Genomic DNA, 24,571 nt, shown 5'->3' with positions numbered 1-24,571 from the left:
TTATTTGTCCTTCGTCAATTTCTTGATATCTTTAACGATCATCTGAGGTGTTAACTCCTCTTCAAGTATATCGTAGTAAGCACGAATGACATTATTCTTATCTACGAGTAATACGATGTTCGTATGTATAAAGTTACCTTTTTGGTCTTTTATAACGCCAATACCATATTGTTCAGCAAGCTTCTTCATCTGCTCCTCATCATCCCCACGTAAGAATGACCAAGCAGATGAATCAACACCATAGCTTTGAGAGAATTGTGTTAATCGCTCTGCCGTATCACGCTTCGGATCGAACGAGATTGAAAGCATATTTACCTTGCTTCCAAACAATTTTTGATCGATAAGTTCATCTTGTACTCTTGTCAAATATTGTGTGGAAATAGGGCAAACATCAGGGCAATAAGAGAAGAAAAAGTAGACCAGCTTAACTTTATTATCATAATCCGCAAGCTTTACATCTTGTCCGTTAGAATCTTTTAACGCAAAATCTGCCGCGAATACTCGATTATCTTCACCCTTATCATTCGTAAGTGACATGATTCGGCTGCTTCCTTGATCGGAACTCATCCAAATTCGATATCCGAATGAAGCAATAATGAGCAATAACACAATCGTTATGCCCGCCTTGAACCAATTTTTCTGCCAGAAACTAGCCATGAGCTATAACCCCTTTACTGTATCAAGCACCATTAAAAGTAATAAGATAGTTAAGTAGTTAATCGAGAACAGGAACATCTTGCGAGCCCATTTATCATTGTCTGTTCCTTGTTTGAATCCCATAAATCCAATAACTGCCCACACAAGACCAAGTACAGTTGCACCGATTAAATAGAATGTTCCTGTATAACCATAAACAGTTAATAAAATGGATACTGGCACGATCAGAACGATATATCTCATCATTGCAAATTTTGTGACTTCAGTTCCCTTAACGACAGGTAGTAGTGGGAATCCAGCTGCACGATAATCTTCTGTACGCATGATCCCAAGTGCCCAAAAATGAGGCGGCTGCCAAAGAAATAAGAAAGCGAATAAGATAAGTGCACCAGCCATTCCTGGCGCGTCGTCGATTGAATAATATCCAACTACAGGAGGCATTGCTCCTGAGAAAGCACCAACAAATGTACTCCATTCTGAAGTTCGTTTGAACCAAGCAGTATATATCCAAACATAAATGAATAATCCCAATAAACCGAATAATGCCGCTAGCATAGTCGTTCCAAAATACAACATTGTAAGTCCGATAACACCTAAGCAAATTCCATAGATAAGCACGACGGAAGGCTTTATAAGTCCACTTGGCAATGCACGTTTACTTGTACGTATCATTTTGGCATCCAAATCACGATCTAGATAATTATTAAGCACAGTACCTGATGCCATTACTAATGCTGTACCAACCATCGAGAAAAATAGTAATGCCCAGCTATCAATTTGCTTACCTGATGCAATCCAGAATCCAGCAAAAGTAGCCAGAGAGTTCGAAATAATAATGCCAGGTTTAATTAATTTATAATAATCCTTTATTGTAGCACGTCTTTGTGCTGTATCACCTTCAACAATACCTTCTGTCATCTCTGACAAGTTGTTCACGACCCCTATTGTTGATTGATCCAAACTAACTGGCTTATCCACTTCAGAACTTCACTCCCTTTATATCTAATTCAATAATCTATAAAACTCATGAGAATTAGCAAATTTCAAACAAGTATTATTTAATCATAACAAATGAATAATTCATTTGACAATAACACTTACGAACTTGTCATCAATTTGTCGATTACTTATATCACACAAAATGTGAAAATTGGGCTGATTGATTTTTATCAAATCATGGTAAACTAGAGTAGAGTGGTTACTACGTGCATATTACTTCAACACTTTAGGAGGGAACTACTTGGACACAGCTACACACTTCGTGATTGGTCTTGGGCTTGCCGGACTTGCTCATATAGACCCAATTATCGCAAATGACTCGACAACTATGGTAGCTGTTCTTATAGGTACATCTATCGGCTCCCAAATGCCAGATAGTGATGGTGCTTTTAGACTCAAGGACAATGCTACGTATATTCGAATGCACCGAGGGATATCGCACTCCATTCCCTTATTGCTTGTTTGGATAGTATTAATTACATTTGGGCTCTCCATATTCTTTGAAAATTTACCAATTATCCATGTCGGCTTGTGGGTAGGGATTGCCGTCTTTGTGCATGTATTTACCGATTTATTCAATACGTATGGCACTCAGCTGCTCTGGCCCTTCTCCAAAAAGTGGATTTCATGGAATATCATTCACATTTTTGATCCGTTTATTTTTGCAACCCATGTCATTGCGATTCTGATCTGGGCGGTTAGATGGGCAGCGCCTACTGTCATTTTTCCAACCCTATATATCCTTGTAGGCCTGTACTACATCTGGCGAACGATTACACATAACGTCACAGAGCGTAAACTTTATTTGCAAGATAAGGAACATGCTAATGGAGATCAATATTACTTGATTCCAACCGTTCAATTCCGTATCTGGAATGTGGTTAAACGTAAGACAGATGAATCCTATCGCCTAGGAGAATTAAGGCATGGTAAGCTTACATGGATTGATCATGTCATATGTGACACTCATCCAGCTGTTGAGAAATCAAAGCATAACTCTGATATTGGGGCGCTACTGTATTTCACTTCTTTCGCTATTGCTGAAGTGCGGGAGCATGATTATGGTTATGAGGTTCGCTGGGTGGATGTACGTTATCGTCATCGCAAGCAATATCCATTTGTTGCGGTACTGCTAATGGACCATCAATATAAACCGATGGGCTCTTATGTAGGCTGGCTTAACGAGGAAAAGCTGGAGAAAAAGATACACATGAACTTCCAATAACTACATCCATAAGGTGTCCTATCAGCTGCACATCCGTGCCTGTCTAGTACACCTTGTTTTTTGGGTGTGTAGTTTCACCACTGCTTGACCATTAAGCACAAATAAAAGCTCAAGAGAACATTATTGTTCTCTTGAGCTTACAAAAATTCTTATGGATGACAAGTGAATTAGCTTTGTCCTGATTGACCGGACATAGATTGTTCAGCCATTTGCACAAGTTTCTTCGTGATTTGGCCTCCCAAAGATCCTGTTTCACGGGATGTCATGTTTCCATAGTATCCATTTTGGGGAATTTGTACATTCAATTCTTGTGCAGCTTCCATTTTCATTTGTTGAATTGCTTTCTGTGCTTGAGGAACGACTAGGTTATTACTTCTAGACATTGTGGATTAACACTCCTTTCAGTATGATGATTGTGTAAATGTATTTTGCAAGCTTGCAAGCTTATTATGTGATGCCTACTAAATAATATACACGAAAGGAAATGATTATCCGGATGCAACGTTCACTCGCACTAATATTCGCAATTATTGGAACCTTGTTCCTTATTGCTATTGCGTATTTTGTATCATCACGCCTACCTTGGATGGTATTAATAACCACATTACTGTCACTTGGTTTTTTTGGCTTTAGCTTCGCAACTAAAGCTAGGCTAAGAAGAAAACAAGAATCGAAGTCTAATTAAACTATAAAACCCATGCGTTCTTTAACAAGTTGTAACGTCTTATTAGCTGTCGCGGAAGCACGCTCAGCTCCATCACGCAAGATAGCATGAATCTCACCAGAGGACCGGACATCACGGTAACGAGATTGAATTGGAGTGAGCGTCTCAACCACAGCTTCAGCTACATCCTTCTTAAATTGTCCGTAGCCTTGTCCTTCGTACCTTGCCTCAATATCAGTAATTGTTAACTCCGAACATTGCGAGAAGATGCTCATCAGATTACTGATTTCTGGCTTGTTCGCTGGATCGTATTTAACCTCACGACCAGAATCGGTTACAGCACGAGCAACTTTCTTGCGAATCACATCCGGCTCATCAAGAATCAGGATGAAGCTTCCTACGTTCGGACTGCTCTTACTCATTTTCTTAGATGCATCATCAAGTGACATGATCCGTGCACCAAATTCAGGAATATATCCTTCAGGAATTGTAAATGTTTCGCCAAATCGGTTGTTGAACCTTGTTGCAAGATCACGAGTTAATTCAAGATGTTGCTTCTGATCATCACCTACAGGGATAAGTGCTGCTTGATACAGCAAAATATCAGCAGCCATTAGTGATGGATAAGTAAACAAGCCGGCACCAACTGACTCTTTCCCTTCCGCTTTATCTTTGAACTGTGTCATTCGCTCCAGTTCACCCATATAAGTTAATGTAGTCATTAACCAACCGAGCTCAGCATGTGCAGACACATGTGATTGAAGAAATAAAGTGGATTTACTTGGATCAATCCCCGCAGCAATGAAAACCGCTGCTGCTGCCTCTACATTCTCACGAAATGCTGCAGGCTCTTGAGGAACAGTAACGGAATGCAAATCCACCACTGAAAAATAACATTCATGCTCATGTTGTAGCTTAGCAAAGTTCCGTAATGCTCCGATATAGTTACCAATTGTTAAATTTCCTGTTGCTTGAATTCCTGATAGTACGTTTGCCATTATAACCCCTCCAAATTATCTATTACATATTCCACAAAATACAAAAAGGCCTTTCGCCGCAAGGGACGAAAGACCGTGATACCACCCTAATTTACTCTCCGATATAAATTCGTATCGAAAAGCCTCATTAATACCCTGATAACGGTGGGCTTCCGTGTGACATACTAGGAGAATATTAACATCACCAGTTCATAAGGTGTATGGATTAGCTATTCTCTGTTCCGCTTTAAGCTCAAGGATCCATTCAACCGCCTGTTCCACCGATTTGCACCTACCATCGGCTCTCTATAGTCACATATGCGGATTACTAATTCCTCTCATTGCCAGTTCGTATTTGCTTATATTATACCCACAACTTTTCCAAAGTCAACCTATCTGTTAAAATTAACTTGTCCTAACTAATAAGGTTTATAAAGGAGAGATTAATTACAAATGATTACAGAACAAGACTGGCAAGGTGAAACTATACATATCCTTGAGAATGACAAGCTATCCGTCACGATATGTCCGTCAATTAATAATAATCTGATCCGTATTTGGGATAAAACCTTACAACGCGAAGTACTCCGTGTTCCCGATGAACCTGCAGCCTTACGTGCAAATCCTGCGCATTTTGGTACTCCGATTCTTATGCCGCCAAACCGCATTAAAGGTGGGGCATTCACATTTGAAGGAAGACCTTACCAATTCAATATCAATCGTCCTAATCAGATCCATAACCATGGCGTATTACAAGCGCTTCCTTGGAAGGTCAAAGAAATTCATGAGGAAGGTGATACTATTTCGATTACTTCCACATTTCGCACGAGCGATCATCCCGAAGTAATGGCGCAATATCCTCATGACATGGAAATCGCTGTTACATACGAACTGACCGGTACACGGCTCAATCATAAACTTAAAGCCACGAATTACAGTGAACTTAATGCTCCCTTTGGATATGGATTACATACATGGTTCTTACTCGATCATAAGCCTCAGGATTGGACATTTAAGCTCCCTGCATCAGGTATTTGGGAACTGGGTGAGGATCTCATGCCAACTGGACAAATACTCCCGTTAGGTGATCTACAGGGATTACCTGAAGGAATCACACTTGAAGGTTCAAAATTCGATACCGTATTTTTAATTGGAGACCAAGCTTCTCATGTTGCAACTCTTGAAGATGATCGCTGCATCCTACACTACTCAGCTCCTTCTGATAAAATCAAACATTGGGTCATCTATACGAAGGGTATTGCAGATAATTTCATTTGTGCAGAGCCGTACACTTGGGTTACGAATGCACCAAATGTTCCAAGAGATGCTGAACTAACGGGCGTACAAGGTATAGCACCTGGAGAATCGCTTGAATTAGATATCATTCTAGATATAACGTACAAATAAATTGAGAATTTGACATATTACATTTGAATCAAGGTATTATGAAATTGATTCATTTATCAAACAAAGAAAAGGGCATTATCACTAGTTGGCTAATGATAATGCCCTTCTATATCTATATCTAAACCTTAAGAACTCCGCCCATTGATGCGTTCGTTACTAGCTTAGAGTAGCGTGCAAGATAACCGCTCTTAATTTTCGGTTCAAAGCCTTTCCAGTTCGAGCGACGACGTTCCATTTCTTCATCCGAAATTTGCAATTCGATTCTGCGACCATCCAGATCAAGCTCGATTATATCACCATCTTCAACGAATGCAATTGGTCCGCCTTCTGCTGCTTCTGGTGAAATATGGCCGATTGAAATACCTCTGGAAGCTCCTGAGAAGCGACCATCTGTAATTAGACCCACCTTTGCACCAAGACCCATACCAACAATTTGTGAAGTTGGAGCTAGCATTTCAGGCATACCTGGCCCGCCTTTAGGTCCTTCGTAGCGAATAACAACGACATGACCTTCCTTCACTCTACCATTCGCAATTCCTTCGAGTGCTTGTTCCTGCGATTCAAAGCAAATTGCAGGTCCAACATGACGACCTTCAACAGATTTATCTACTGCGCCCACTTTAATGATCGATCCTTCAGGAGCAAGGTTCCCGAATAATACAGCCAGACCACCGCGCTCACTGTGCGGATTATCTAGTGGATGGATAACATCCTTATCCAAGATTTCGCAGCCAGCAACATTCTCGCGGAGAGTTTTACCTGTAACTGTGATGCGATCTCCATTGATTGCACCCGGCTTCTTAAGCAACTCGTTAATAATTGCACTCACACCACCAGCATTATGCACATCTTCAATGTGATAATCAGAAGCAGGTGCAATTTTGGCAAGATGCGGTACTCTAGCGGCAATCTCATTAATACGGGATATTGGATATTCAAAGCCTGCTTCATGCGCAAGCGCCAATGTATGTAGGACCGTATTAGTTGAACCACCCATTGCCATATCAAGAGCAAACGCATTATCGATTGCTTCGATTGTCACGATATCACGAGGCTTAATATCAAGCTTAATAAGCTCCATTAATTGCTTCGCTGAACGCTTTACAAACTCCTTACGTTCTTCAGCTACTGCTAGAATCGTACCATTACCAGGCATTGCAAGTCCTAGACCTTCAGCAAGGCAGTTCATCGAGTTTGCTGTAAACATACCTGAGCATGATCCACAAGTTGGACAACCGTATTGTTCAAGTTCTAACAAGCCCTTATCATCAAGTGTACCCGCTTGGTAAGCTCCTACACCTTCAAATACGGATGAAAGTGAAATGGAACGACCATCGCTAGTTTTACCAGCCTTCATTGGTCCACCTGATACGAATAAGGTTGGAATATTAACGCGCAGTGCACCCATCATCATACCTGGTGTGATTTTATCACAGTTAGGAATACATACCATTCCATCGAACCAGTGTGCATTGACAACGGTTTCTAAGGAGTCTGCAATAATCTCTCGGCTTGGCAATGAATATCTCATACCGATATGGCCCATCGCAATACCATCATCTACACCAATTGTATTGAACTCGAATGGTACTCCGCCCGCTTCTCTAATGGCTTCTTTGACAATTTTACCGAACTCTTGTAAATGAACATGTCCAGGAACAATATCAATATAAGAATTACATACCGCAATAAACGGTTTGCCAAAATCCTCTTCCTTTACCCCAGCAGCCCTAAGTAAGCTACGGTGAGGAGCGCGGTCAAAGCCCTTGGTAATCATGTCGCTTCGCATCTTCTTAGCCATAATCCGATTCCTCCTATGTTTCCCATCCTATGGGTATAACTTAATATTCTATAATTTATAGAAAAATTCTAAAATTAACTATATCATAAAATAGCTATTTACGCCCAAAATCCGCTTTAATTTCTCCCCACTTTTTTGTATCCCATTTGACAATCTTATTCGGATAAGTGTTCGTGTTAAGCCACATCAAAGCACGATCCACAAGTGTCCATATTTCAGTAGTGGATTCATCGCGAACTAAATTTGTTGCTAATTGCTTCGTTCTAATCCACTTTAATGCTGTAATCGAATCTGTGTAAATCGTTTTAGAACTACCCAATTGCTTCAAATAAGCGAGTCCATGTACGATTGCAAGAAACTCTCCAATGTTATTCGTACCTTTGGCAATTGGACCGTGATAAAAGAGGACTTCCCCAGTACGTGTATCAACACCCTTATATTCTACAATCCCTGGATTACCCGAACAGCCTACATCTACAGATAAGCTATCATAATCAATTTCCTCACTACTAGCTTCAGCGGACGAAGCTGCTTTAACCGTCTTAGATTTGCTATTAGTGAAATTAAGGGATTTTTGCCAACCCCGTTTGAATGCTTCCTGCGCCTCTGCCGCCGTTTCATAAGATTTATACTTCGCCTGAGGAACTCCTTTAACCTGCAACTGACAATCCGCCCAAGTCTGATAAATCCCAGGTTCATTTCCAACCCAAACAACATAGTATTTGCTCTTAGTCATTGATTCAACACCTCGTCAAAATTATAGCAGAAGATAAGTATGACAGGTAGTCCAGCCACTATAAATCTCCTTGTATTTACCAATTCAAAATCTGCGTAATATTTAGAGTTCAGTTTATACTACCTTTTATTGGAGGTGATACATATCGCACAAGGACAATCCCGTAGCAGCAATTTAGTAGTTCCTCAAGCAACTGCTGCTCTAGACCAAATGAAATATGAAGTTGCACAAGAGCTTGGCATTCAGCTTTCTAAAGATGGTTATAACGGCAATATATTGACTGTAAATGCAGGCTATATTGGAGGTAATATTACACGCCGCCTCGTTCAAATAGCCGAACAGCAGCTTGCAGGTCGCTCGTAATAGTTGCTGTTATATAATCAAACGTTCCTATGAACGAATACGTAAAAGGGCCATCCGGTAAGTCTATGTTGACTTAGGGATAGCCCTTTCATTGTTTATTTTAGAATAAATGAATAATGGCATGCCTAGCTAGAAAATTTACACACTTTTACTTTTCGTTAAATTAGCCATGTTATAATTCGATTCAAACTGAACCGAGGCGTATAAAACATCATTCCTAATCGTAAAGTCGAATGCAATTTCTCCGTGTGTCCAATTTTTTTTGTACTTAAGACTGTCGATTGCCATACTTTTCATTGAGATAAATTGCGCTTCTGATAATCCTTGTTCGTCACTATGCTGCAATTGTCCATCTTTACTCTCCATTGGCAGATGTCTAACACCAAACTTACCGATTACATTTTCTCTGACTTGAATAATCATTGTACCGGAACGAAGCTGGCATAACTCATCCTTAACTTCCCAAAAAGCTAAATCGACTTGCCTGGCCAAAGAAAATGGAATAAATGCCATCAAAACCCTTCTTTCATTATTATTTTATTGAATATTCAGTCTATTAAGTTAGTAATTTGATTATAATGTTTCAAATTTACTMTCACAACATATATTTACATTAAACTTCTATTTTATGTAAAATATATTACGAAATGTTGAATTGTGTTGTATTTTCTATATAAAGCTCATTTTTTAGAAAACTATAGACCCTTACACCTACCAAGTGCTATAATTCGATAAGAACTTAATATTCATAATTTGTTCATAATTTCAATCCTTAATTAGGAAAAGGAGATACTGCTTATGAATCGTTTTTCCAAGCTTTCCTTTAAGCAAAAGCTGCATTACATTACATACTCACTCGTCGCTTCGCATGCAATTTTCTTACTTTTCTTACTCATTTTCCCGAGTAAGACATTAGGATTTATCTTCATTGGTATTATGGCTATTACTAGTATTCCTTTTGTAAAGTGGTTTGAAAGCATGTTATCCGATAATGTAACCAGTGTGTCTCGTGTTGCACTAAACATTGCTAAAGGTGATTTTTCACAAAAGGTTGATGTTAATTCCGATGATGCGTTCGGAGAACTTGGAAAAGCATTTAATCAAATGATCGATAAGTTACGTGATATTCTTAAAGAAACCGGTTACATTACTAAACGCGTATCTGATTCCAGTAGAGATATTTACGCTAAGAATGAACACTTACGTGATCTAATGGAGCAGGTTAGCCAGTCCTCCAACGAACTAGCTTCTGGTGCTGGACAAATATCGGAAGAAGTTGCATCTGTTTCCCAATCTACTAAGGATATTGAAATTAAAGTAGCAGGCTATACACATTCTACAAGAGAAATGGATTCCCATTCTACAAATATGATTTCATTGATATCAAAAGGTCAGGGTGCGGTTGAACAACAAGGCGAAGGTATGAAGCGTAACGTTGATGCAACTACTCAAGTATCAACTGCTATTCATCTATTAGCTGATAAGGTAGTTGGCATTTCCAAGGTAACAAGGGTTATTTCAGAAATTGCAGAGCAAACGAACTTATTATCATTGAATGCTTCCATTGAAGCTGCTCGAGCTGGTGAACATGGTAGAGGATTCGCGGTCGTTGCTCAAGAAGTGCGTAAATTAGCAGAAGAATCAAGTACACTAACCAAAGAAGTATTCTCACTTGTCACTTCCATTGAAAAGGGAATTAAACAGGCGCTCACAAATATTCAAATTAATGAAGAAGTCGTTAACAAACAAACGGATCTGATCGAGGGTACAGAGCAAATCTTCTCCGAGATTGTTAACTCAGTAGAATTCATATCCAAGCAAATTTCGAAATTCGCCAATGAAAGCGAAGAAATGCTCGTAAGTGCTCAGCATATTTCGGCGACTATGGAGAGCATTTCAGCGATTACTGAGGAATCAGCAGCGGGTACTGAAGAAGTATCTGCATCCATGAGTGAACAAATTTCTGCGGTTACAGCCATCGTAGAGCAATCAGAGGAAATGACTCGAAGTGCTTCTAAGCTGCAGCAGACGATACAAGTATTTAAACTACAATAATCTGTAATCTATTAACTATAACCTTATTACCTATAATTACAGATGCCTAGGCAACGGTAAACTTATTATCTAACCGCGATACTTACCCTTAAAGGTAGTTTATCGCGGTTTTTTACTAGCCCATGAGTCTTATATTGTGAAATGATCGGACAAGGAGTCTAGCAAATGAAGTCTAATCTTGATTGGAAGCTTACTACACAAATGATGCTTTGGCCGTTCCTTGTGATTACTATTATTTGCTCATTAACCATCAAGGATATGCGTGCTTATTACATTAGCCAAGCTGAAGCAAGCAGAATGAATCAAGTCAAATACTATGCGAGCAAAATAGATCAAATTTTCGCTCTACATAAGCAATCTGTTGAAAATTATGGACGATTTATTAATGATATTTTTGCTAAAGAAACTAATAATTATAAAGAATCTATTGATCAGATTACTCAATTTATGGTTGATTACCATGATCCTAGCTCCTATGGTTACTGGTACTCTAATGAGTCTAAATATAGGAATCAAGGCATATTCAATTCTTGGTATGGGGTTAAAAATGGAAAATTAATGAATTTTGGTAATTTTCCAATGAAGGATCCTTCTAGCGAAGAGAATAGTGATAACCCTGAATTTTCCTTCTACTGGGGAGCCAGAAATGCTGGAAAAACAATTATCTCCGATGTTTATACAGATCAGACGATCAAAGAAAAGATGATCACGATCTCAACTCCAATTTACGATAATAACCATGCATTAATGGGTGTAGCAGGGGTAGACATCAACTTAAATTCTCTTCAGAGCCTACTTAACAGCATTGCAATAAATGAGAAGGGCTATACGCTATTAACAAGTGCAAAAGGCGATCTTTTCACGCCTAACTACCCTTACGTAGATGATGTAGCCAATATTATAGATAAGAATGATTCGGACTTTCATAATATATATACGACGATCAAGCAAGCTAACGATCTGATTCAGAACTTTTCATTCCGGGGAAATGATACCTATTTCATTTCAACTAACATCCCCTCCTCAGATTGGAAGGTTATTACCATTATTTCTGATCGAGAATTATATGAAACTTTACACCAGGCTTCGTTAAATACTATTATTCGTTTTGGCTTGTTATTACTTGGTTGTTATCTCATCCTTCTCTGGTGGATCAATCGCAACTTATGTCATCCATTAAGCATAATGATTACCCAAACCAGGAAGACACTTGAAGGTAATTATAATAATCGAATTGAGCTTAACAGAACTAACTCTTTCAGCACATTAGCTGACAATATTAATGAGATGATACATAAGTTACACCATAACACGGAGTTAGAAGACAATTTAAAGCGGATTAGTTCCCTCCAAATCGTAGGAGAAATGGCGGCATCGATTTCACATGAAATTCGGAATCCACTAACTACCATACGAGGATTTCTACAGATCCTTCGCAATAAAGAGGAGTATCAAGCTGACCGTATCTACTTTGACACCATGATTGAAGAGGTTACTCGGGCAAATAACATCATAACTGAATATTTATCACTTGCCCAAGATAAATTTACAGAGCTGACCCTCTATGATTTGAATACAATTATTCGTACAATCTATCCTCTCGTACAAGCAAGTGCGAATACGAACAATCAGAGTATATTACTTAATCTCGAAGACATACCCCTTATTCATCTTGATGAGAGAGAAATACGTCAATTGTTACATAATCTGATTCGGAATGGTCTAGAAGCTATGAGTGAGAACCAGAACCTCACCATATGCACATACGTAAATGGCAATAATGTCGTTCTGTCTATTCAAGATCAGGGAAGCGGAATCGATCCAAATCTAATTAAGCAGCTTGGCACACCCTTCTTCACAACCAAAGAGAACGGAACTGGACTTGGACTTACGGTCTGCTATAACATTGCCAAGCGTCACAATGCAGTGATCGAGGTCGAGTCTAATCCTCAAGGTACGACGTTCAATATCGTATTCCCCTTATAACGATATTCCATAATACAATTCTCTTTATTGTACAAACACAAACAGCTCCTTTCATTAAGGGAGCTGTTTGTATTTTATATTCGATTCGGTCTATATTCGGGTTCGATCTATATTCGTTTCTACATTCGTTTATTTACTAACCTTATCCTCGGTGAGTTTTAAGAAGAGTTCTACATCTGCAATCGCCATATCGACTGCTGCTTGCCAGAAATCAGGCTGAGTCAAATCAACACCTAAATGCTTCTGCGCTAATTGTTCAGTTGTCATCGACCCTGTATCGCGAAGTAAAGCAGCGTACTTGTCTTCGAAGGCATTCCCTTCTTGAGAGGCCTTCGCATAGATGCCAGATGAGAACAAATAACCGAATGTATAAGGGAAGTTATAGAACGGTACATCAGTCGCATAGAAGTGCAGCTTAGCTGCCCAGAAATGCGGATGATACTCAGACAAGGAATCCTTATACGCGAGCTTCTGCGCGTCAACCATCAGTTCATTCAAGCGTTCAGCAGATACCAACCCTTGTTTACGCTCTGCATAGAAGTTAGTCTCAAAGATAAAGCGAGCATGAATATTCATAAAGAAAGCAATTGAATTCCCAATTTTACCTTCTAGAAGCACGATCCGTTCTTCATCTGTTGCAGCATTCTTCACGAGTGCATCATTCACAATCATCTCTGCGAATGTTGAAGCTGTCTCCGCTACATTCATCGCATAATTATGCGCAAGCGGTGGCATACCTTCCATTACATACTGATGATAGCCATGACCCAATTCATGTGCGAGAGTACCCACATTATCAGTCGTACCACTGTAGGTCATGAAGATACGTGTTTGCTCCTCAATAGGGAATCCTGTGCAAAATCCTCCTGGACGCTTGCCAGGACGATCTTCAGCTTCTATCCAAGCTGACTCAAATGCTTTGACTGCAAAATCAGCCATTTTGGGTGAGAACTTACGGAATTGTTCTACGATAATTTCAGCACCTTCATCGTATGAGATGGTCCTAGTTGCATCACCAAGCGGTGCTGTAACGTCTACCCATGCAAGCTTATCAAGTCCTAGAAGCTTTGCTTTACGCTCAAGAAACTTCACGAATACATCTTTATTCCGGTCGATTACATCCCACATAACTTGAAGTGTTTCTTTATTTAAACGATTGATTGCAAGTGGTTCTTTATGTACGGAGTCCCAGCCTCTTTGTTCATATACCTTCAGGCGGAAGCCTGCTAAATGATTCAACGCTTCTGCACAGAAATCAGCATTATCAGCCCAAGCAGATTCCCATAGCTTCATCATTTTGTTACGTTCTGTATAATCTGGTACATTCAACTTATTAAATGCTTGCCCAGCAGATAACTGAACCTCTTCACCATTGACTTCAGTTGTAATCCTAAGCTGGCCTACGGTCGTATTATATAAGTCACTCCATCCATGATAACCATCGATAGCCAGTTCATTAATCATGGACTCCATTTCAGGAGAAAGCATCTCTTTGGCATGTTCACGACGTTCACTTAAAGGGAATGCTACGGATCTGAAAATGTCTGATTCCACAATGGCTTGCCATACATCATCAGGGATATTTTTGAGTAGTTGATCATAATGTGTCAAACAAGAAAGATATTCTGCACCGATCGTTCTAACTTGTCCTTCTAGCTTAGCTACCTTCTTATCATTCTGATTCTCTGCAGCTAAGCATCCTGTAAATGAATAAGCTTCAGAGAGCTTTGTTTGAATCGTCTGAAGCAAATTAGTTAACTCTTGAAGATGACTTGTATCATTCGCATTTGATGGTGGAGCTGCTCCTTCTAATTTCTTGCGAAATGTAGCTACATCATCACCCATTGTGTCTACAAATATATTGAACTCCGCTGATGAGCTCCCCCCAGGAAAAATAACATCTAAATCCCAAGTTTGTTGCAAAGGTGTGTTCATTACCGATTACCTCCTCAATTTCTTGTTAAGCTTACTTAATAAGAATATAATATATGGATAAGTTTGAGAACAGCCCTGGTTAATCAAACCCATTTCTCATCATATAGGAGTGATTTCATACATGCGTCCATTACAAATATCTGCTGAAACTGCCCAAATTTTAGCTAAAAAGCTTGGCATTCCACTTGAAAATTTAATGCATATGCCTCAGCATATTTTGCTTCAGAAACTTGCGGAACTATCCAAAGAAACTACACAAAACGATCAGGAAGATTCCAAATAGTCATTAGCTTAATTGCTTTCTGCCAGTTCACTTGGAAGCTCAAGTCTGGCAGCAAGCATATCTTGCCTTGTAATTGCCCACTGTTCTCTGCTCTGACGAATCATTCCTGCATCCATGATCCGCTTGTCGTTAATAATACGCGAGAACCACTTCACTGCTTCGTTATAATTCTGAAGCCTGCGATTTAACTCACCCATGAGATACATTAAGCGCGCATTATTAATATCCATCCCTTCAGTTTCAAATACCACAATATAAGCATCTAATGCATACTTTAGAAATTTCATTTCTAATTCAGTCTGACCTTTATAACGATATAACCAAGCGATATGATGCAATAATCCTGCTAATATACGTTCCTTCTCACCTTTGATCTGAGCACAAAGTAAAGCTAACTTATACGTTTCCAGAGCATCCTCCCAGCTTCTTTCTCCGCTGTAGTCCCGCCCTTTCCACTGATCAGCCACCTTGCGCTTAAACTCCATCGTTTGATCGGGTGTCCACTTATCTGTGAAATTCTCCGAAAAGGCAAATCCACACTTGGGACAGACTCTCACAACATAATAATCAGGATTAAATTCTTTGTAGTTCGTACAAAAATCACTTTCTGTTCCAATACCTCTTTTAAAGCTCGGGCGTACCTTTGAAGTCTGATAGGCATACTTACAATGCTGACATCTTACATTTATGGTATATAAAGGTTCAACATCTATCATTATCGCACCTCACCTAGATCATTATGATTTTTCACTCTCTGCTGTATTCACAAAATGATAAGCTGGTCCCTTAAGACGTTCTAAAAGTGCATCTGCAAGTGGATCGGGAAGATTGATTTCTTTCATTGCATTGTACATACAATTAAGCCAAGCTGCGGCATGTGTATTCGTAATTCCAAAAGGTAAATGTCTAGCTCGCATCATAGGATGTCCGTGTACCTCGGTATACAAGGAAGGACCTCCAAAAAATTGGCTAAGAAACATATACTGCTTCTCTAGTACAGGACTTATATCTTTTGGAAATAATGGCGACAGTAATGGGTCTGCCTGAACTCTTGCATAGAATGCTTCTACTAGACGTCGAACCGTATCCGCTCCTCCCATCAATTCGAATAGAGTTTCATTATTTTGAGACATAAATAGCCATCCTTTTATATCGTATTCTAATCAGTAATCATATCCTTAATTAGTCCCATACTATCATACACATGTCCAAAAAACATCCACCACATGATTCATTTATACTCATGTTTGTCCATTTCCAAACATATACGTGTGTAATAATCTAACGTATGCAAAGACGGGAGGTGCTGCATGACACAAATGAGTCAGGGCCGCTCCAAAAGTTCTGTTCCTCTATTACTAGCGGGAATTACATCGCTATCGTTTATTCTCATCTGCTTGCTATACCCTACGGAAAGCCTAGACTCTTCACTCAGAGGAATAACCATCTGGTGGGATGTCCTATTCCCAGCCTTGTTTCCTTTCTTTGTGATATCAGAAATCCTATTAGGCTTTGGCATCGTGCATTTTATCGGTACTTTGTTCGATCCCATGATGCGCCCTGTGTTCCGAGTTCCTGGAATTGGCGGATTTGTCATGGCAATGGGCTTTGCTTCTGGGTACCCCATTGGTGCAAAGTTAACCTCACAATTATGGGAACAAGGACTCGTTAATCGTGAGGAAGGCGAACGATTGGTCGCATTTACGACGAGCTCAGATCCAATATTTCTAATTGGAGCTGTATCCGTTGGCTTCTTTCACGATGCGACATTAGCCATTGTTCTTGGAGCTGCTCATTACGGTGGAGCGATTGCCATAGGACTATTAATGAGATTCCACGGAAGAAAGTCTGAGAAGGTACAAGTTACACAAGTTCAATCCATTCAACAAGCAACAGAAGCAGCGTATACCCATACACAGCGAGCATCTATCAATTCGATTTGGCGGAGAGCCTTTGATGCTATGCATGAGGCGCGAATGAAAGATAGTCGAACCTTTGGCTCGTTATTAAGTAGTGCAATTAGGAGCTCGCTTAACTTGATATTTGTTGTTGGCGGGCTCGTTGTATTCTTCTCCGTCATTTTACAATTGCTAACCTCAATCGGAACCATGCAGATGTTCTATTCCATCGTTAATCACCTACTCGATCTACTCCAATTACCTCAAGCATTAGCAGAATCATTCATAAATGGACTGTTCGAAGTTACACTTGGAGCTAAATCTGCAGGAGCAGCAGCAAATACTTCTATCGTCTATATGCTAGCTGCAGCAGCCTTTGTATTATCTTGGGGCGGATTATCGGTACATGCACAGGTTGTATCTCTCCTATCCCATACGAATTTACGTTATAGCCCTTTTATGTGGGCTAGACTCATTCATGGGATTCTAGCAGCAATACTTGTATTCATACTATGGGAACCGCTTCATGCCTTGCAGCTAGTATCTCCTGTTACTGAAATGATGAACGGAATAACGAACAACCCTACAGGATTACAGAATATTCTACTTTATCTACCTATAAATGCGATTATATTCGGAGGTACACTTGCATTAATTGCAATTATTTATGTGATATACCTTGTTTTTCGCATTGTGTTCCGCGCAGTAATTGATTATGATGGAACAAGAAAGTCCATCTAGTCATTATGTTTCGCTTAGAAGCAGGGGGAAATACTGTTGAAATATGCAATAATTCATCGCGATGATAATCGTTCATTAGAACTATCTGAACATTTTCATCAACTTGCATCCAATCATCAACTTATTCATGATGCAGAAAGACCTGATATCGTTCTCTCTATCGGTGGGGATGGTACAATGTTACAGGCTTTTCATAAATATATCGAACGATTAGATCATATTTCTTTTGTTGGCATCCACACTGGCCGTCTAGGCTTTTTTGCTGATTGGAAACCAGATAATATCGAGGATGTCGCAAGATTCATGTATAACTCATCCGAGATGCAAGGACTTCGTATTGTTGAATACCCCGTTGTTGAAGTCGAAATAACTACATCTACGGGCATCGAGAAACGGTACGCTTTAAATGAAATTACTTTCAAAAGCATGTTGATTACACTCGTAGCTGAGCTTAGCATCAATGATGAACCATTTGAGACATTCCGTGGTGATGGCATATGTATTTCGTCCCCCTCTGGCTCAACTGCCTATAATAAGAGCTTAGGTGGAGCTATTGTTCATCCTGCAATTGAAGCGATTCAAATCACAGAAATTGCCTCCATTAATAATCGCGTGTTCCGTACTTTAGGATCACCTATTATTTTGCCTAAGCATCACTTCTGCGACATTGCACCTAAATCACAGCAAGGCTTTATCTTAACTGTTGATCATCAAGCTATGCAGCTTAATGATATCAAATCAATTCGTTGTCGTGTTTCACCAGATAAGAAAGTGAAATTCGCTAGGTTCCGCCCATTCCCATTCTGGGCACGTGTGCGAGAAGCTTTCATTGGCAATGAAATTTAAGTCTTATAGAGTAGAACTTATTAATTAACAAATAAACGGCACTTTGATGACACAGATCTAATCTGCGTCAACGAAGTGCCGTTATTCGTAATCTTTATTCTTTATTCTGTACTTCGGAATTCTGCTTTATTTCAGAATTCTGCTTTACTTCGGATTCGGGAAGTTGTTGTTGCTTGCCTTGTGTCTTACCATTCACTTTCTCCAAAATAAAATAAGCACAGCCAAAATTACAATACTCATGTAAGTAATCCTGCAACCCAGAAATAGATGTTTCCTTCGTTGCTTTGGGATGCGAGTCTTTGAGAAATCCACGCAACCTTAACTGGTTATAACCCCAGTCTCCAACGATATAGTCATATCTCTCCAGCACTTCGCTATAACGCTCACGAAATACTTCCTGGTTCCATGCATTCTTGTTTTCCATGACAAGCTCGTACGTTCTGCCACCAATAAGAATCATTTCGAATCAGCTCTCCCATAACCTAAATCTTACAAAATAATTATTACACGGATAACGCTTCTGTAGCAGATTTCACTTGCTCATGTGCATGATAGGAGGATCGAACAAGCGGACCAGATTCTACATGAGAGAATCCACGCTTTAGTCCTTCTTCCTTCAATAAAGCAAATTCCTGCGGTGTATAATATTTTTTGACTGTTAAATGCTTTAAGCTTGGCTGTAAATATTGGCCTATCGTCAATATATTACAATCATTTCTCCTTAGATCATCCATTGTTTGCAAAATTTCATCCCATTCTTCACCAACGCCAAGCATAATAGAGGATTTAGTTGGGATTTTAGGTGCAATTTGCTTAGAACGAGCAAGAAGCTGTAAGGTACGATCGTATTTCGCTTTCGCTCTAACCGTATCCGATAAACGTTCAACAGTTTCTACGTTGTGATTTAAAATAGCTGGATTTGCCTCTAGCACAGTTCGAAGCGCTTCTTCATTCCCCATGAAATCAGGTATCAGAACCTCAACTGAGCAAAGTGGTAACTTCTCACGAACAGCACGGATGGATGCCGCGAACACTGACGCTCCGCCATCTTGTAGATCATCACGAGCAACAGAAGTAATAACACAATGCTGTAGATTCATCTGCTCTGCTGCTTCAGCAACTCTAAACGGTTCTTGGAGATCAAGTTCCGTAGGACGTCCCGTTTGTACCGCACAAAAACGACATGCCCTCGTACAAATATCGCCCAAGATCATAAAAGTAGCTGTGCGGTTAGCCCAACATTCGTGAATGTTCGGGCATCTTGCTTCTTCGCAGACCGTATGAAGTGTCTTAGATCTCATCATACTCTTAATCTCTTTGAAATTATCGCCCGTATTCAGTTTGATTTTTAACCACTCAGGCTTTCTTTCATGTTGTTTAGTTGCCATGCTCTCTCCACCTCTGCCGTATTCTATAAATCACATGTTACACCAAATTTCGATGAATGCAAAGCATACGTTCGTAATCAGAACTATTAAATATAGGACATGACTAAAATCATACATACTGATACATCCTAAAATCAATCGGCTTGGAAGGATGGTACGAATGAGAGTAAACACATTTTGGAAAACCCTAATTTCCCTCTGGACGATTTGTTTGCTTCTAATTAGCAGTAGCAATTCAGTGAGTGCCGGAAATACACATAGCGGTCCGAATGCCAATAATCAAGATTTAGATCGCAAAAAGCTTAATTATGAGCGCAAAGAGTTATTTGATAAGATCAGCTCTGTTACAAGTATCCCATGGAATATGCTAGCGGCCGTTGACCAATATGAGTATACAATCCATCAATTTAAAAAGCGTAAATCACCTGAACCTCAAGGACTCATCTCAATCCAGTTCTCAGATCTCAAATGGGGAGGTATGCTCAATCCAGATCCTGAGGATAAGAACATCAATTCCATTCGTATTTTCAAAGGAATCGGTCAAGACGGTTCAGGGGATGGATATGCAGATGAACATAATCCTGTGGATCGACTTGTAACAATGACTACACTTATGCTAAAACGAGGCAAGAGTGCGGAAGATATCCATCTTTCCCTGTGGGATCATTACCAGAATACACGCAGTGTTCAGCGAATCGAGGAATTCGCCAAAATTTATGCGGAACAAGGATCATTAGATGTTTATGAACGTGCATTTCCATTACCGGTAAATGTAACCTTCTCTTATCGTGACACATGGGGTGCTAATAGGGGATGGGGAGGGCATCGTATACACGAAGGAACTGATTTATTTGCTGATTATGGTATAAATGTGCGTAGTACTTGTTATGGCATAGTTGAGGTTAAAGGTTGGAATCCATATGGAGGCTGGCGAATCGGAATACGAGACATCAGTAATGTGTATCACTACTATGCACATATGTCTCGCTTCAATAAAGAGATCAAGGTCGGAGATGTGGTCAAGCCTGGACAAGTAGTTGGCTTTGTTGGTTCTTCCGGCTATGGCAAACCAGGAACATCTGGTAAGTTCCCCCCTCATTTGCATTATGGCATGTATCGGGACGGAGGACTCTCAGATTGGTCATTCGATCCGTATCCTTATCTTCTAAGGTGGGAACGTGAGGATCGTAGAAGAACCAACCAACAATAAAGTGCACAAACCTATAAGTAGGCTTGTGCACGATTATTTAATGTGCATCCGTTGATTCAGATGATTCTTGCTGAGAATTAGGTTGGACATTCGTTCCGCTACTTGTTCCAGCATTATTGCCTGGGATATTAAGGCCTGGTATTGAAATGTTAGGCGGTGTTACATCTTTATTCCCACCGTTCATGGGATTACCCTTATTATCAAAATAATAAGCAGGTACATCGCCAACCACAAGCGCATAGGAAATAGGAATTTCCGTTTCTACTATCTTATGTTCTGAATCAAATGGAACGACTATGACAACATCCACAGTGACCTTTGCATAAACTTCAACTAACAGCATATTAATGCCTACGTTTTCATTTCGTGTACTGAGCTCCACCTTGGCTGCTCCTTGTGGTTCAAGACGAATCGGAATGTTAGGTCCGAATGAAGCAATAATAGGGCTGCCCATGGCTTGCCCAAGTGGAATATGCTCAGTCAAGGTTTCTAACTTACTTAGCGCAGACTCAAGTGTCTGGATCAACTCGGAGGTAATTCTAATATGCTCCGCATAATTAAGGGTAAAAGCTGTAACTTTGCCATCTTTGTTCGTCTTCCAATCAACTAATTTATCCACATTTGCATTATTAGAAGAAAGCTGCTGTGTAATAGCTCCACTGATCGTTTGGGTGGCAATTTGCGTTAGCTTTACATTAGCCAAATGTAGCATTGGCTTCTTTAAATTACGATCAATATATATAAAGGCTTGCACGATGAATAGCAGGAAGATAAGCGATACAATTAACCATTTTCGTTTTTTACCTCCGTTACTCTTGGTACGACGACTCTTCCACCTGCGTCTTCGCAGCATGCTCATCCCTCCACGCTAATCCTGCAAGAAGAATTTATAGGAGATAACTTATCCATCTCCTATTTACAACATACTACAAGCCTATGTAACCTCGTCCCCTATCATGCTACATAGCTCTTAAATTATGGAAGCCTCATCACGATTTCCCTCAAATTATGCTATAATACCAAAATGTAAATACATCAAATTGATTACATCTTGGGAGGTTACATGAAGCCTGAACAACAATGGACATCAAAATTCGGATTCATACTAGCTGCAGCAGGCTCAGCAATTGGATTAGGCGCAATATGGAAATTCCCTTATGTCATGGCAACTAGCGGTGGCGGAGCATTCTTCCTCATCTTTCTCCTTTTCACCATATTCATTGGTTTACCCTTGCTCTTGGCTGAATTCCTGATTGGACGAAGCACTGGTAAAGATGCAGTTTCAGCTTACCGGACAATTGCTCCCCGGAGTTATTGGCATTTGATTGGTTACCTCGGAACAGCTACTTCTTTTATCCTTTTCTCCTTTTATAGTGTGATAGGTGGTTGGATTCTCCTTTACTTAGGACGAGGCTTAATGGGAGGGCTGCTGCATAAGAATATCGTTTATAGTGATTTATTTAATGAGGTAATCACTAACCCATTTGGCGTGCTTGGTGCACAGCTTCTATTTATTCTTATTATAATCTTGGTGGTCGCCCAAGGAGTAAGCAAAGGAATTGAGAAAGCTAATAAATTCATGATGCCTGGACTTTTCATCCTGTTCTTGGCACTCGTTATCCGCTCGCTTACATTAGATGGAGCAATGGAAGGTGTACGCTATTTTTTGACACCTGATATTAGTAAATTGAATATCGATGTCATCGTATATGCAATGGGACAATCTTTCTTCTGCCTCAGTATTGGGGTATCCGTTATGGTAACGTATAGCTCCTATCTAGATAAGAAGGAGCCTTTAGTGAAATCAGCTGTATCGATTGTATCCCTAAATATCCTGACAACTGTTATGGCTGGGCTAGCGATCTTCCCTGCCGCGTTTGCCTTTGGTGTAGAACCTGATGAAGGGCCAGGACTTCTGTTTGTTGTATTGCCTACAATTTTTGAACAGATGCCTATGGGCAGTGTATTCCTTGTCATTTTCCTAGCTTTGTTCTTATTTGCTACCTTATCCTCGGGCTTTTCTTTACTCGAAATGATTGTTGCAATTTTTGCTAAAGGAGATCAATCCAAAAGAAAAAAATACAGTTGGGTTTTTGGTCTACTAGTGTTTATACTAGGTATACCATCTGCACTATCCTTTGGTGTCTTAGCAGATATGAAATTATTCGATAAGATGTTCTTCGATCTTGCTGATTATACAGTGAGCAATATTTTGATGCCAATTGGTGTTCTGCTCATATCAATCTTCGTCGGTTTTCGCTTTCCGAAAGCCAAGCTTAATGAAGAGCTTAGTAAAGAATCCGGCTGGTGGCGTAAAGGCGCAATCTACTATATTATGCTCTTACGTTATGTTATTCCGCTTGTTGTAGTCATTGTATTCTTAAATTTATTCGGTATTTTTTAGAGAAGGGATCGCTATACATCATGAGAGATTTATCAGGTAAAGTTGCTATTGTTGGAACTGGTTTAGTAGGTTCATCTTGCGCTTATTGCATAGTGAATCAAGGATTATGTAACGAGCTATTATTAATTAATAAGAATCATGAACGAGCAGTCGGTGAAGCGATGGATCTCACTCATTGCAGCGACTTTACACATACAAGAACCAAAGTATATGCAGGTACATTCAGAGACTGCAAGGATATGGACATCGTTATCATTACAGCAGGAGCACCACCCAAAGTGGGTCAGACTCGTCTTGATACCTTAAGTGGTGCTACCAAAATGATTGATGGCATCGTCTCTAGCATTATGGAAAGTGGATTTAATGGTATTTTTCTAGTCGCTACTAATCCCGTAGATATTATTACTTATCACGTCTGGAAGCAATCTGGATTACCGAAGCATCGTGTCATTGGAACTGGCACTTCCCTTGATTCCTCTAGGCTCAAGACTATTCTATCGGACATTATTCATGTCGATCCTAGAAGCATCAGCGGCTACTCACTCGGTGAACATGGCGATTCTCAGTTCGTTGCATGGTCGCATGTTACAATTGGAGGTAAGCCCCTACTGCAAATCTTAAATGAAAATCACGAACGGTTTGGGGACATCAGTCTGGATGAAATTGTGGAGAAGACTCGCAGAGCAGGCTGGGAAATTTATAATCGCAAGGGGACTACGTATTTTGGCATTGCCAATGCACTAACCTACATTACACAGTCCATTCTCAACAATGATCATAAAATCATTGCCGTATCCGCCATATTACAAGGTGAATATGGCATGCATGATGTCTGTCTAGGTGTGCCAGCAGTGATAACACAGAATGGAATAGAAGATATAGTAGAATTAAATCTTGAACCAGATGAATATCTTAATTTGAAGTATTCCTATGAGGTTCTGCGCAGTAATATGCAGACGATAGGTTACTAGAGAAGAAAAAACACATCCGTGAGAT

24 protein-coding genes and 1 other annotated feature are annotated in these 24,571 nt (G+C 39.9%); of the genes, 11 read left to right on the top strand and 13 right to left on the bottom strand.

Translation table 11 applies throughout. The features are described 5' to 3' along the window. Together AC1DOK_RS16135 and cyoE are read right to left on the bottom strand one after the other, a co-directional pair. Positions 1-657, bottom strand: a complete 657-nt coding sequence (locus AC1DOK_RS16135; protein ID WP_477555329.1) for an SCO family protein — start codon at positions 655-657, stop codon at positions 1-3. Between the two features lie 3 nt (positions 658-660). Next, a complete protein-coding gene (gene cyoE, locus AC1DOK_RS16130) occupies positions 661-1,635 on the bottom strand; it encodes a heme o synthase (RefSeq protein WP_477555328.1) in 975 nt (324 codons plus the stop codon). A gap of 262 nt (positions 1,636-1,897) precedes the next feature. On the opposite strand from cyoE, the gene AC1DOK_RS16125 reads away from it, so the two are divergent. Further along, positions 1,898-2,881, top strand: a complete 984-nt coding sequence (locus AC1DOK_RS16125; RefSeq protein WP_477555327.1) for a metal-dependent hydrolase — start codon at positions 1,898-1,900, stop codon at positions 2,879-2,881. A 167-nt stretch (positions 2,882-3,048) separates the two neighbouring features. Here the strand turns inward: AC1DOK_RS16125 and AC1DOK_RS16120 are convergent, their stop codons facing one another. After that, positions 3,049-3,264: a small, acid-soluble spore protein, alpha/beta type gene (locus tag AC1DOK_RS16120; RefSeq protein ID WP_477555326.1), complete on the bottom strand. Its 216-nt coding sequence runs from the start codon at positions 3,262-3,264 to the stop codon at positions 3,049-3,051. Positions 3,265-3,562: 298 nt separating this feature from the next. Further along, positions 3,563-4,543: a tryptophan--tRNA ligase gene (trpS, locus tag AC1DOK_RS16115; RefSeq protein WP_477555325.1), complete on the bottom strand. Its 981-nt coding sequence runs from the start codon at positions 4,541-4,543 to the stop codon at positions 3,563-3,565. Between the two features lie 58 nt (positions 4,544-4,601). Further along, positions 4,602-4,873, bottom strand: a binding site (T-box leader). Between the two features lie 102 nt (positions 4,874-4,975). Here trpS and AC1DOK_RS16110 point away from each other — a divergent pair. Beyond that, on the top strand, positions 4,976-5,929 hold the full coding sequence (locus AC1DOK_RS16110; RefSeq protein ID WP_477555324.1) for an aldose epimerase family protein: 954 nt from the start codon (positions 4,976-4,978) through the stop codon (positions 5,927-5,929). 118 nt (positions 5,930-6,047) lie between these two features. Here AC1DOK_RS16110 and ilvD read toward each other — a convergent pair whose 3' ends face one another. Both ilvD and rnhA read right to left on the bottom strand, forming a co-directional pair. Continuing rightward, positions 6,048-7,730: a dihydroxy-acid dehydratase gene (ilvD, locus tag AC1DOK_RS16105; RefSeq protein ID WP_477555323.1), complete on the bottom strand. Its 1,683-nt coding sequence runs from the start codon at positions 7,728-7,730 to the stop codon at positions 6,048-6,050. A 94-nt stretch (positions 7,731-7,824) separates the two neighbouring features. Then, entirely contained in the window at positions 7,825-8,466 is a 642-nt protein-coding gene (gene rnhA / locus AC1DOK_RS16100) for a ribonuclease H (protein ID WP_477555322.1), read from the bottom strand. Positions 8,467-8,610: 144 nt separating this feature from the next. Here rnhA and AC1DOK_RS16095 point away from each other — a divergent pair, with 144 nt between their 5' ends. Beyond that, entirely contained in the window at positions 8,611-8,829 is a 219-nt protein-coding gene (locus AC1DOK_RS16095) for a small, acid-soluble spore protein, alpha/beta type (protein WP_477555446.1), read from the top strand. Between the two features lie 138 nt (positions 8,830-8,967). Here the strand turns inward: AC1DOK_RS16095 and AC1DOK_RS16090 are convergent, their stop codons facing one another. Further along, positions 8,968-9,342: an O-methyltransferase gene (locus tag AC1DOK_RS16090; protein ID WP_477555321.1), complete on the bottom strand. Its 375-nt coding sequence runs from the start codon at positions 9,340-9,342 to the stop codon at positions 8,968-8,970. Between the two features lie 285 nt (positions 9,343-9,627). Between AC1DOK_RS16090 and AC1DOK_RS16085 the strand changes: the two genes are divergently transcribed. Both AC1DOK_RS16085 and AC1DOK_RS16080 read left to right on the top strand, forming a co-directional pair. Next, positions 9,628-10,884, top strand: coding sequence for a methyl-accepting chemotaxis protein (locus AC1DOK_RS16085; protein ID WP_477555320.1), 1,257 nt, complete (start codon positions 9,628-9,630; stop codon positions 10,882-10,884). 165 nt (positions 10,885-11,049) lie between these two features. Beyond that, on the top strand, positions 11,050-12,870 hold the full coding sequence (locus AC1DOK_RS16080; RefSeq protein WP_477555319.1) for an ATP-binding protein: 1,821 nt from the start codon (positions 11,050-11,052) through the stop codon (positions 12,868-12,870). A gap of 129 nt (positions 12,871-12,999) precedes the next feature. Here AC1DOK_RS16080 and AC1DOK_RS16075 read toward each other — a convergent pair whose 3' ends face one another. Beyond that, a complete protein-coding gene (locus tag AC1DOK_RS16075) occupies positions 13,000-14,805 on the bottom strand; it encodes a M3 family oligoendopeptidase (RefSeq protein WP_477555318.1) in 1,806 nt (601 codons plus the stop codon). 121 nt (positions 14,806-14,926) lie between these two features. On the opposite strand from AC1DOK_RS16075, the gene AC1DOK_RS16070 reads away from it, so the two are divergent. Continuing rightward, on the top strand, positions 14,927-15,088 hold the full coding sequence (locus AC1DOK_RS16070) for a YycC family protein (RefSeq protein WP_477555317.1): 162 nt from the start codon (positions 14,927-14,929) through the stop codon (positions 15,086-15,088). A gap of 8 nt (positions 15,089-15,096) precedes the next feature. Here AC1DOK_RS16070 and AC1DOK_RS16065 read toward each other — a convergent pair whose 3' ends face one another. Next, the gene (locus AC1DOK_RS16065; protein WP_477555316.1) at positions 15,097-15,804 is read right to left on the bottom strand and encodes a DUF2225 domain-containing protein; all 708 of its coding nucleotides are present in this window, start codon (positions 15,802-15,804) and stop codon (positions 15,097-15,099) included. 21 nt (positions 15,805-15,825) lie between these two features. Next, positions 15,826-16,221, bottom strand: coding sequence for a globin domain-containing protein (locus AC1DOK_RS16060; protein WP_477555315.1), 396 nt, complete (start codon positions 16,219-16,221; stop codon positions 15,826-15,828). Positions 16,222-16,407: 186 nt separating this feature from the next. On the opposite strand from AC1DOK_RS16060, the gene ylbJ reads away from it, so the two are divergent. Both ylbJ and AC1DOK_RS16050 read left to right on the top strand, forming a co-directional pair. Beyond that, positions 16,408-17,727 carry a sporulation integral membrane protein YlbJ gene (gene ylbJ / locus AC1DOK_RS16055; RefSeq protein ID WP_477555445.1) on the top strand — a complete coding sequence of 440 codons (1,320 nt, stop codon included), beginning with the start codon at positions 16,408-16,410 and terminating at the stop codon, positions 17,725-17,727. 36 nt (positions 17,728-17,763) lie between these two features. After that, positions 17,764-18,573: an NAD kinase gene (locus tag AC1DOK_RS16050; protein WP_477555314.1), complete on the top strand. Its 810-nt coding sequence runs from the start codon at positions 17,764-17,766 to the stop codon at positions 18,571-18,573. Between the two features lie 94 nt (positions 18,574-18,667). Here the strand turns inward: AC1DOK_RS16050 and AC1DOK_RS16045 are convergent, their stop codons facing one another. Then, positions 18,668-19,033, bottom strand: a complete 366-nt coding sequence (locus tag AC1DOK_RS16045; protein WP_477555313.1) for a YutD family protein — start codon at positions 19,031-19,033, stop codon at positions 18,668-18,670. Between the two features lie 43 nt (positions 19,034-19,076). Next, positions 19,077-19,961 carry a lipoyl synthase gene (gene lipA / locus AC1DOK_RS16040; protein ID WP_477555312.1) on the bottom strand — a complete coding sequence of 295 codons (885 nt, stop codon included), beginning with the start codon at positions 19,959-19,961 and terminating at the stop codon, positions 19,077-19,079. A 160-nt stretch (positions 19,962-20,121) separates the two neighbouring features. On the opposite strand from lipA, the gene AC1DOK_RS16035 reads away from it, so the two are divergent. Continuing rightward, positions 20,122-21,171, top strand: coding sequence for a M23 family metallopeptidase (locus AC1DOK_RS16035; RefSeq protein ID WP_477555311.1), 1,050 nt, complete (start codon positions 20,122-20,124; stop codon positions 21,169-21,171). 37 nt (positions 21,172-21,208) lie between these two features. On the opposite strand, the gene yunB is transcribed toward AC1DOK_RS16035, so the two are convergent. Beyond that, a complete protein-coding gene (yunB, locus tag AC1DOK_RS16030; protein ID WP_477555310.1) occupies positions 21,209-22,024 on the bottom strand; it encodes a sporulation protein YunB in 816 nt (271 codons plus the stop codon). Positions 22,025-22,234: 210 nt separating this feature from the next. Between yunB and AC1DOK_RS16025 the strand changes: the two genes are divergently transcribed. Both AC1DOK_RS16025 and AC1DOK_RS16020 read left to right on the top strand, forming a co-directional pair. Continuing rightward, entirely contained in the window at positions 22,235-23,575 is a 1,341-nt protein-coding gene (locus AC1DOK_RS16025; protein ID WP_477555309.1) for a sodium-dependent transporter, read from the top strand. Between the two features lie 20 nt (positions 23,576-23,595). Beyond that, positions 23,596-24,546: an L-lactate dehydrogenase gene (locus AC1DOK_RS16020; protein WP_477555308.1), complete on the top strand. Its 951-nt coding sequence runs from the start codon at positions 23,596-23,598 to the stop codon at positions 24,544-24,546. Positions 24,547-24,571 lie beyond the last annotated feature (25 nt).

The organism is Paenibacillus sp. P5_B5 (assembly GCF_056400365.1).
This window is presented reverse-complemented; position numbering and strand designations above follow the sequence as displayed.

What these genes read in the sequence shown, in the direction of transcription:
- AC1DOK_RS16020 (WP_477555308.1), top strand. Translation starts at nt 23,596, where the DNA reads ATGAGAGATTTATCAGGTAAAGTTGCTATTGTTGGAACTGGTTTAGTA.
- AC1DOK_RS16070 (WP_477555317.1), top strand. Translation starts at nt 14,927, where the DNA reads ATGCGTCCATTACAAATATCTGCTGAAACTGCCCAAATTTTAGCTAAA.
- AC1DOK_RS16090 (WP_477555321.1), bottom strand. Translation starts at nt 9,342, where the DNA reads ATGGCATTTATTCCATTTTCTTTGGCCAGGCAAGTCGATTTAGCTTTT.
- AC1DOK_RS16065 (WP_477555316.1), bottom strand. Translation starts at nt 15,804, where the DNA reads ATGATAGATGTTGAACCTTTATATACCATAAATGTAAGATGTCAGCAT.
- AC1DOK_RS16035 (WP_477555311.1), top strand. Translation starts at nt 20,122, where the DNA reads ATGAGAGTAAACACATTTTGGAAAACCCTAATTTCCCTCTGGACGATT.
- ilvD (WP_477555323.1), bottom strand. Translation starts at nt 7,730, where the DNA reads ATGGCTAAGAAGATGCGAAGCGACATGATTACCAAGGGCTTTGACCGC.
- AC1DOK_RS16080 (WP_477555319.1), top strand. Translation starts at nt 11,050, where the DNA reads ATGAAGTCTAATCTTGATTGGAAGCTTACTACACAAATGATGCTTTGG.
- lipA (WP_477555312.1), bottom strand. Translation starts at nt 19,961, where the DNA reads ATGGCAACTAAACAACATGAAAGAAAGCCTGAGTGGTTAAAAATCAAA.
- AC1DOK_RS16120 (WP_477555326.1), bottom strand. Translation starts at nt 3,264, where the DNA reads ATGTCTAGAAGTAATAACCTAGTCGTTCCTCAAGCACAGAAAGCAATT.
- AC1DOK_RS16085 (WP_477555320.1), top strand. Translation starts at nt 9,628, where the DNA reads ATGAATCGTTTTTCCAAGCTTTCCTTTAAGCAAAAGCTGCATTACATT.
- AC1DOK_RS16075 (WP_477555318.1), bottom strand. Translation starts at nt 14,805, where the DNA reads ATGAACACACCTTTGCAACAAACTTGGGATTTAGATGTTATTTTTCCT.
- AC1DOK_RS16110 (WP_477555324.1), top strand. Translation starts at nt 4,976, where the DNA reads ATGATTACAGAACAAGACTGGCAAGGTGAAACTATACATATCCTTGAG.
- AC1DOK_RS16045 (WP_477555313.1), bottom strand. Translation starts at nt 19,033, where the DNA reads ATGATTCTTATTGGTGGCAGAACGTACGAGCTTGTCATGGAAAACAAG.
- AC1DOK_RS16060 (WP_477555315.1), bottom strand. Translation starts at nt 16,221, where the DNA reads ATGTCTCAAAATAATGAAACTCTATTCGAATTGATGGGAGGAGCGGAT.
- rnhA (WP_477555322.1), bottom strand. Translation starts at nt 8,466, where the DNA reads ATGACTAAGAGCAAATACTATGTTGTTTGGGTTGGAAATGAACCTGGG.
- trpS (WP_477555325.1), bottom strand. Translation starts at nt 4,543, where the DNA reads ATGGCAAACGTACTATCAGGAATTCAAGCAACAGGAAATTTAACAATT.
- AC1DOK_RS16025 (WP_477555309.1), top strand. Translation starts at nt 22,235, where the DNA reads ATGAAGCCTGAACAACAATGGACATCAAAATTCGGATTCATACTAGCT.
- AC1DOK_RS16135 (WP_477555329.1), bottom strand. Translation starts at nt 657, where the DNA reads ATGGCTAGTTTCTGGCAGAAAAATTGGTTCAAGGCGGGCATAACGATT.
- yunB (WP_477555310.1), bottom strand. Translation starts at nt 22,024, where the DNA reads ATGCTGCGAAGACGCAGGTGGAAGAGTCGTCGTACCAAGAGTAACGGA.
- ylbJ (WP_477555445.1), top strand. Translation starts at nt 16,408, where the DNA reads ATGAGTCAGGGCCGCTCCAAAAGTTCTGTTCCTCTATTACTAGCGGGA.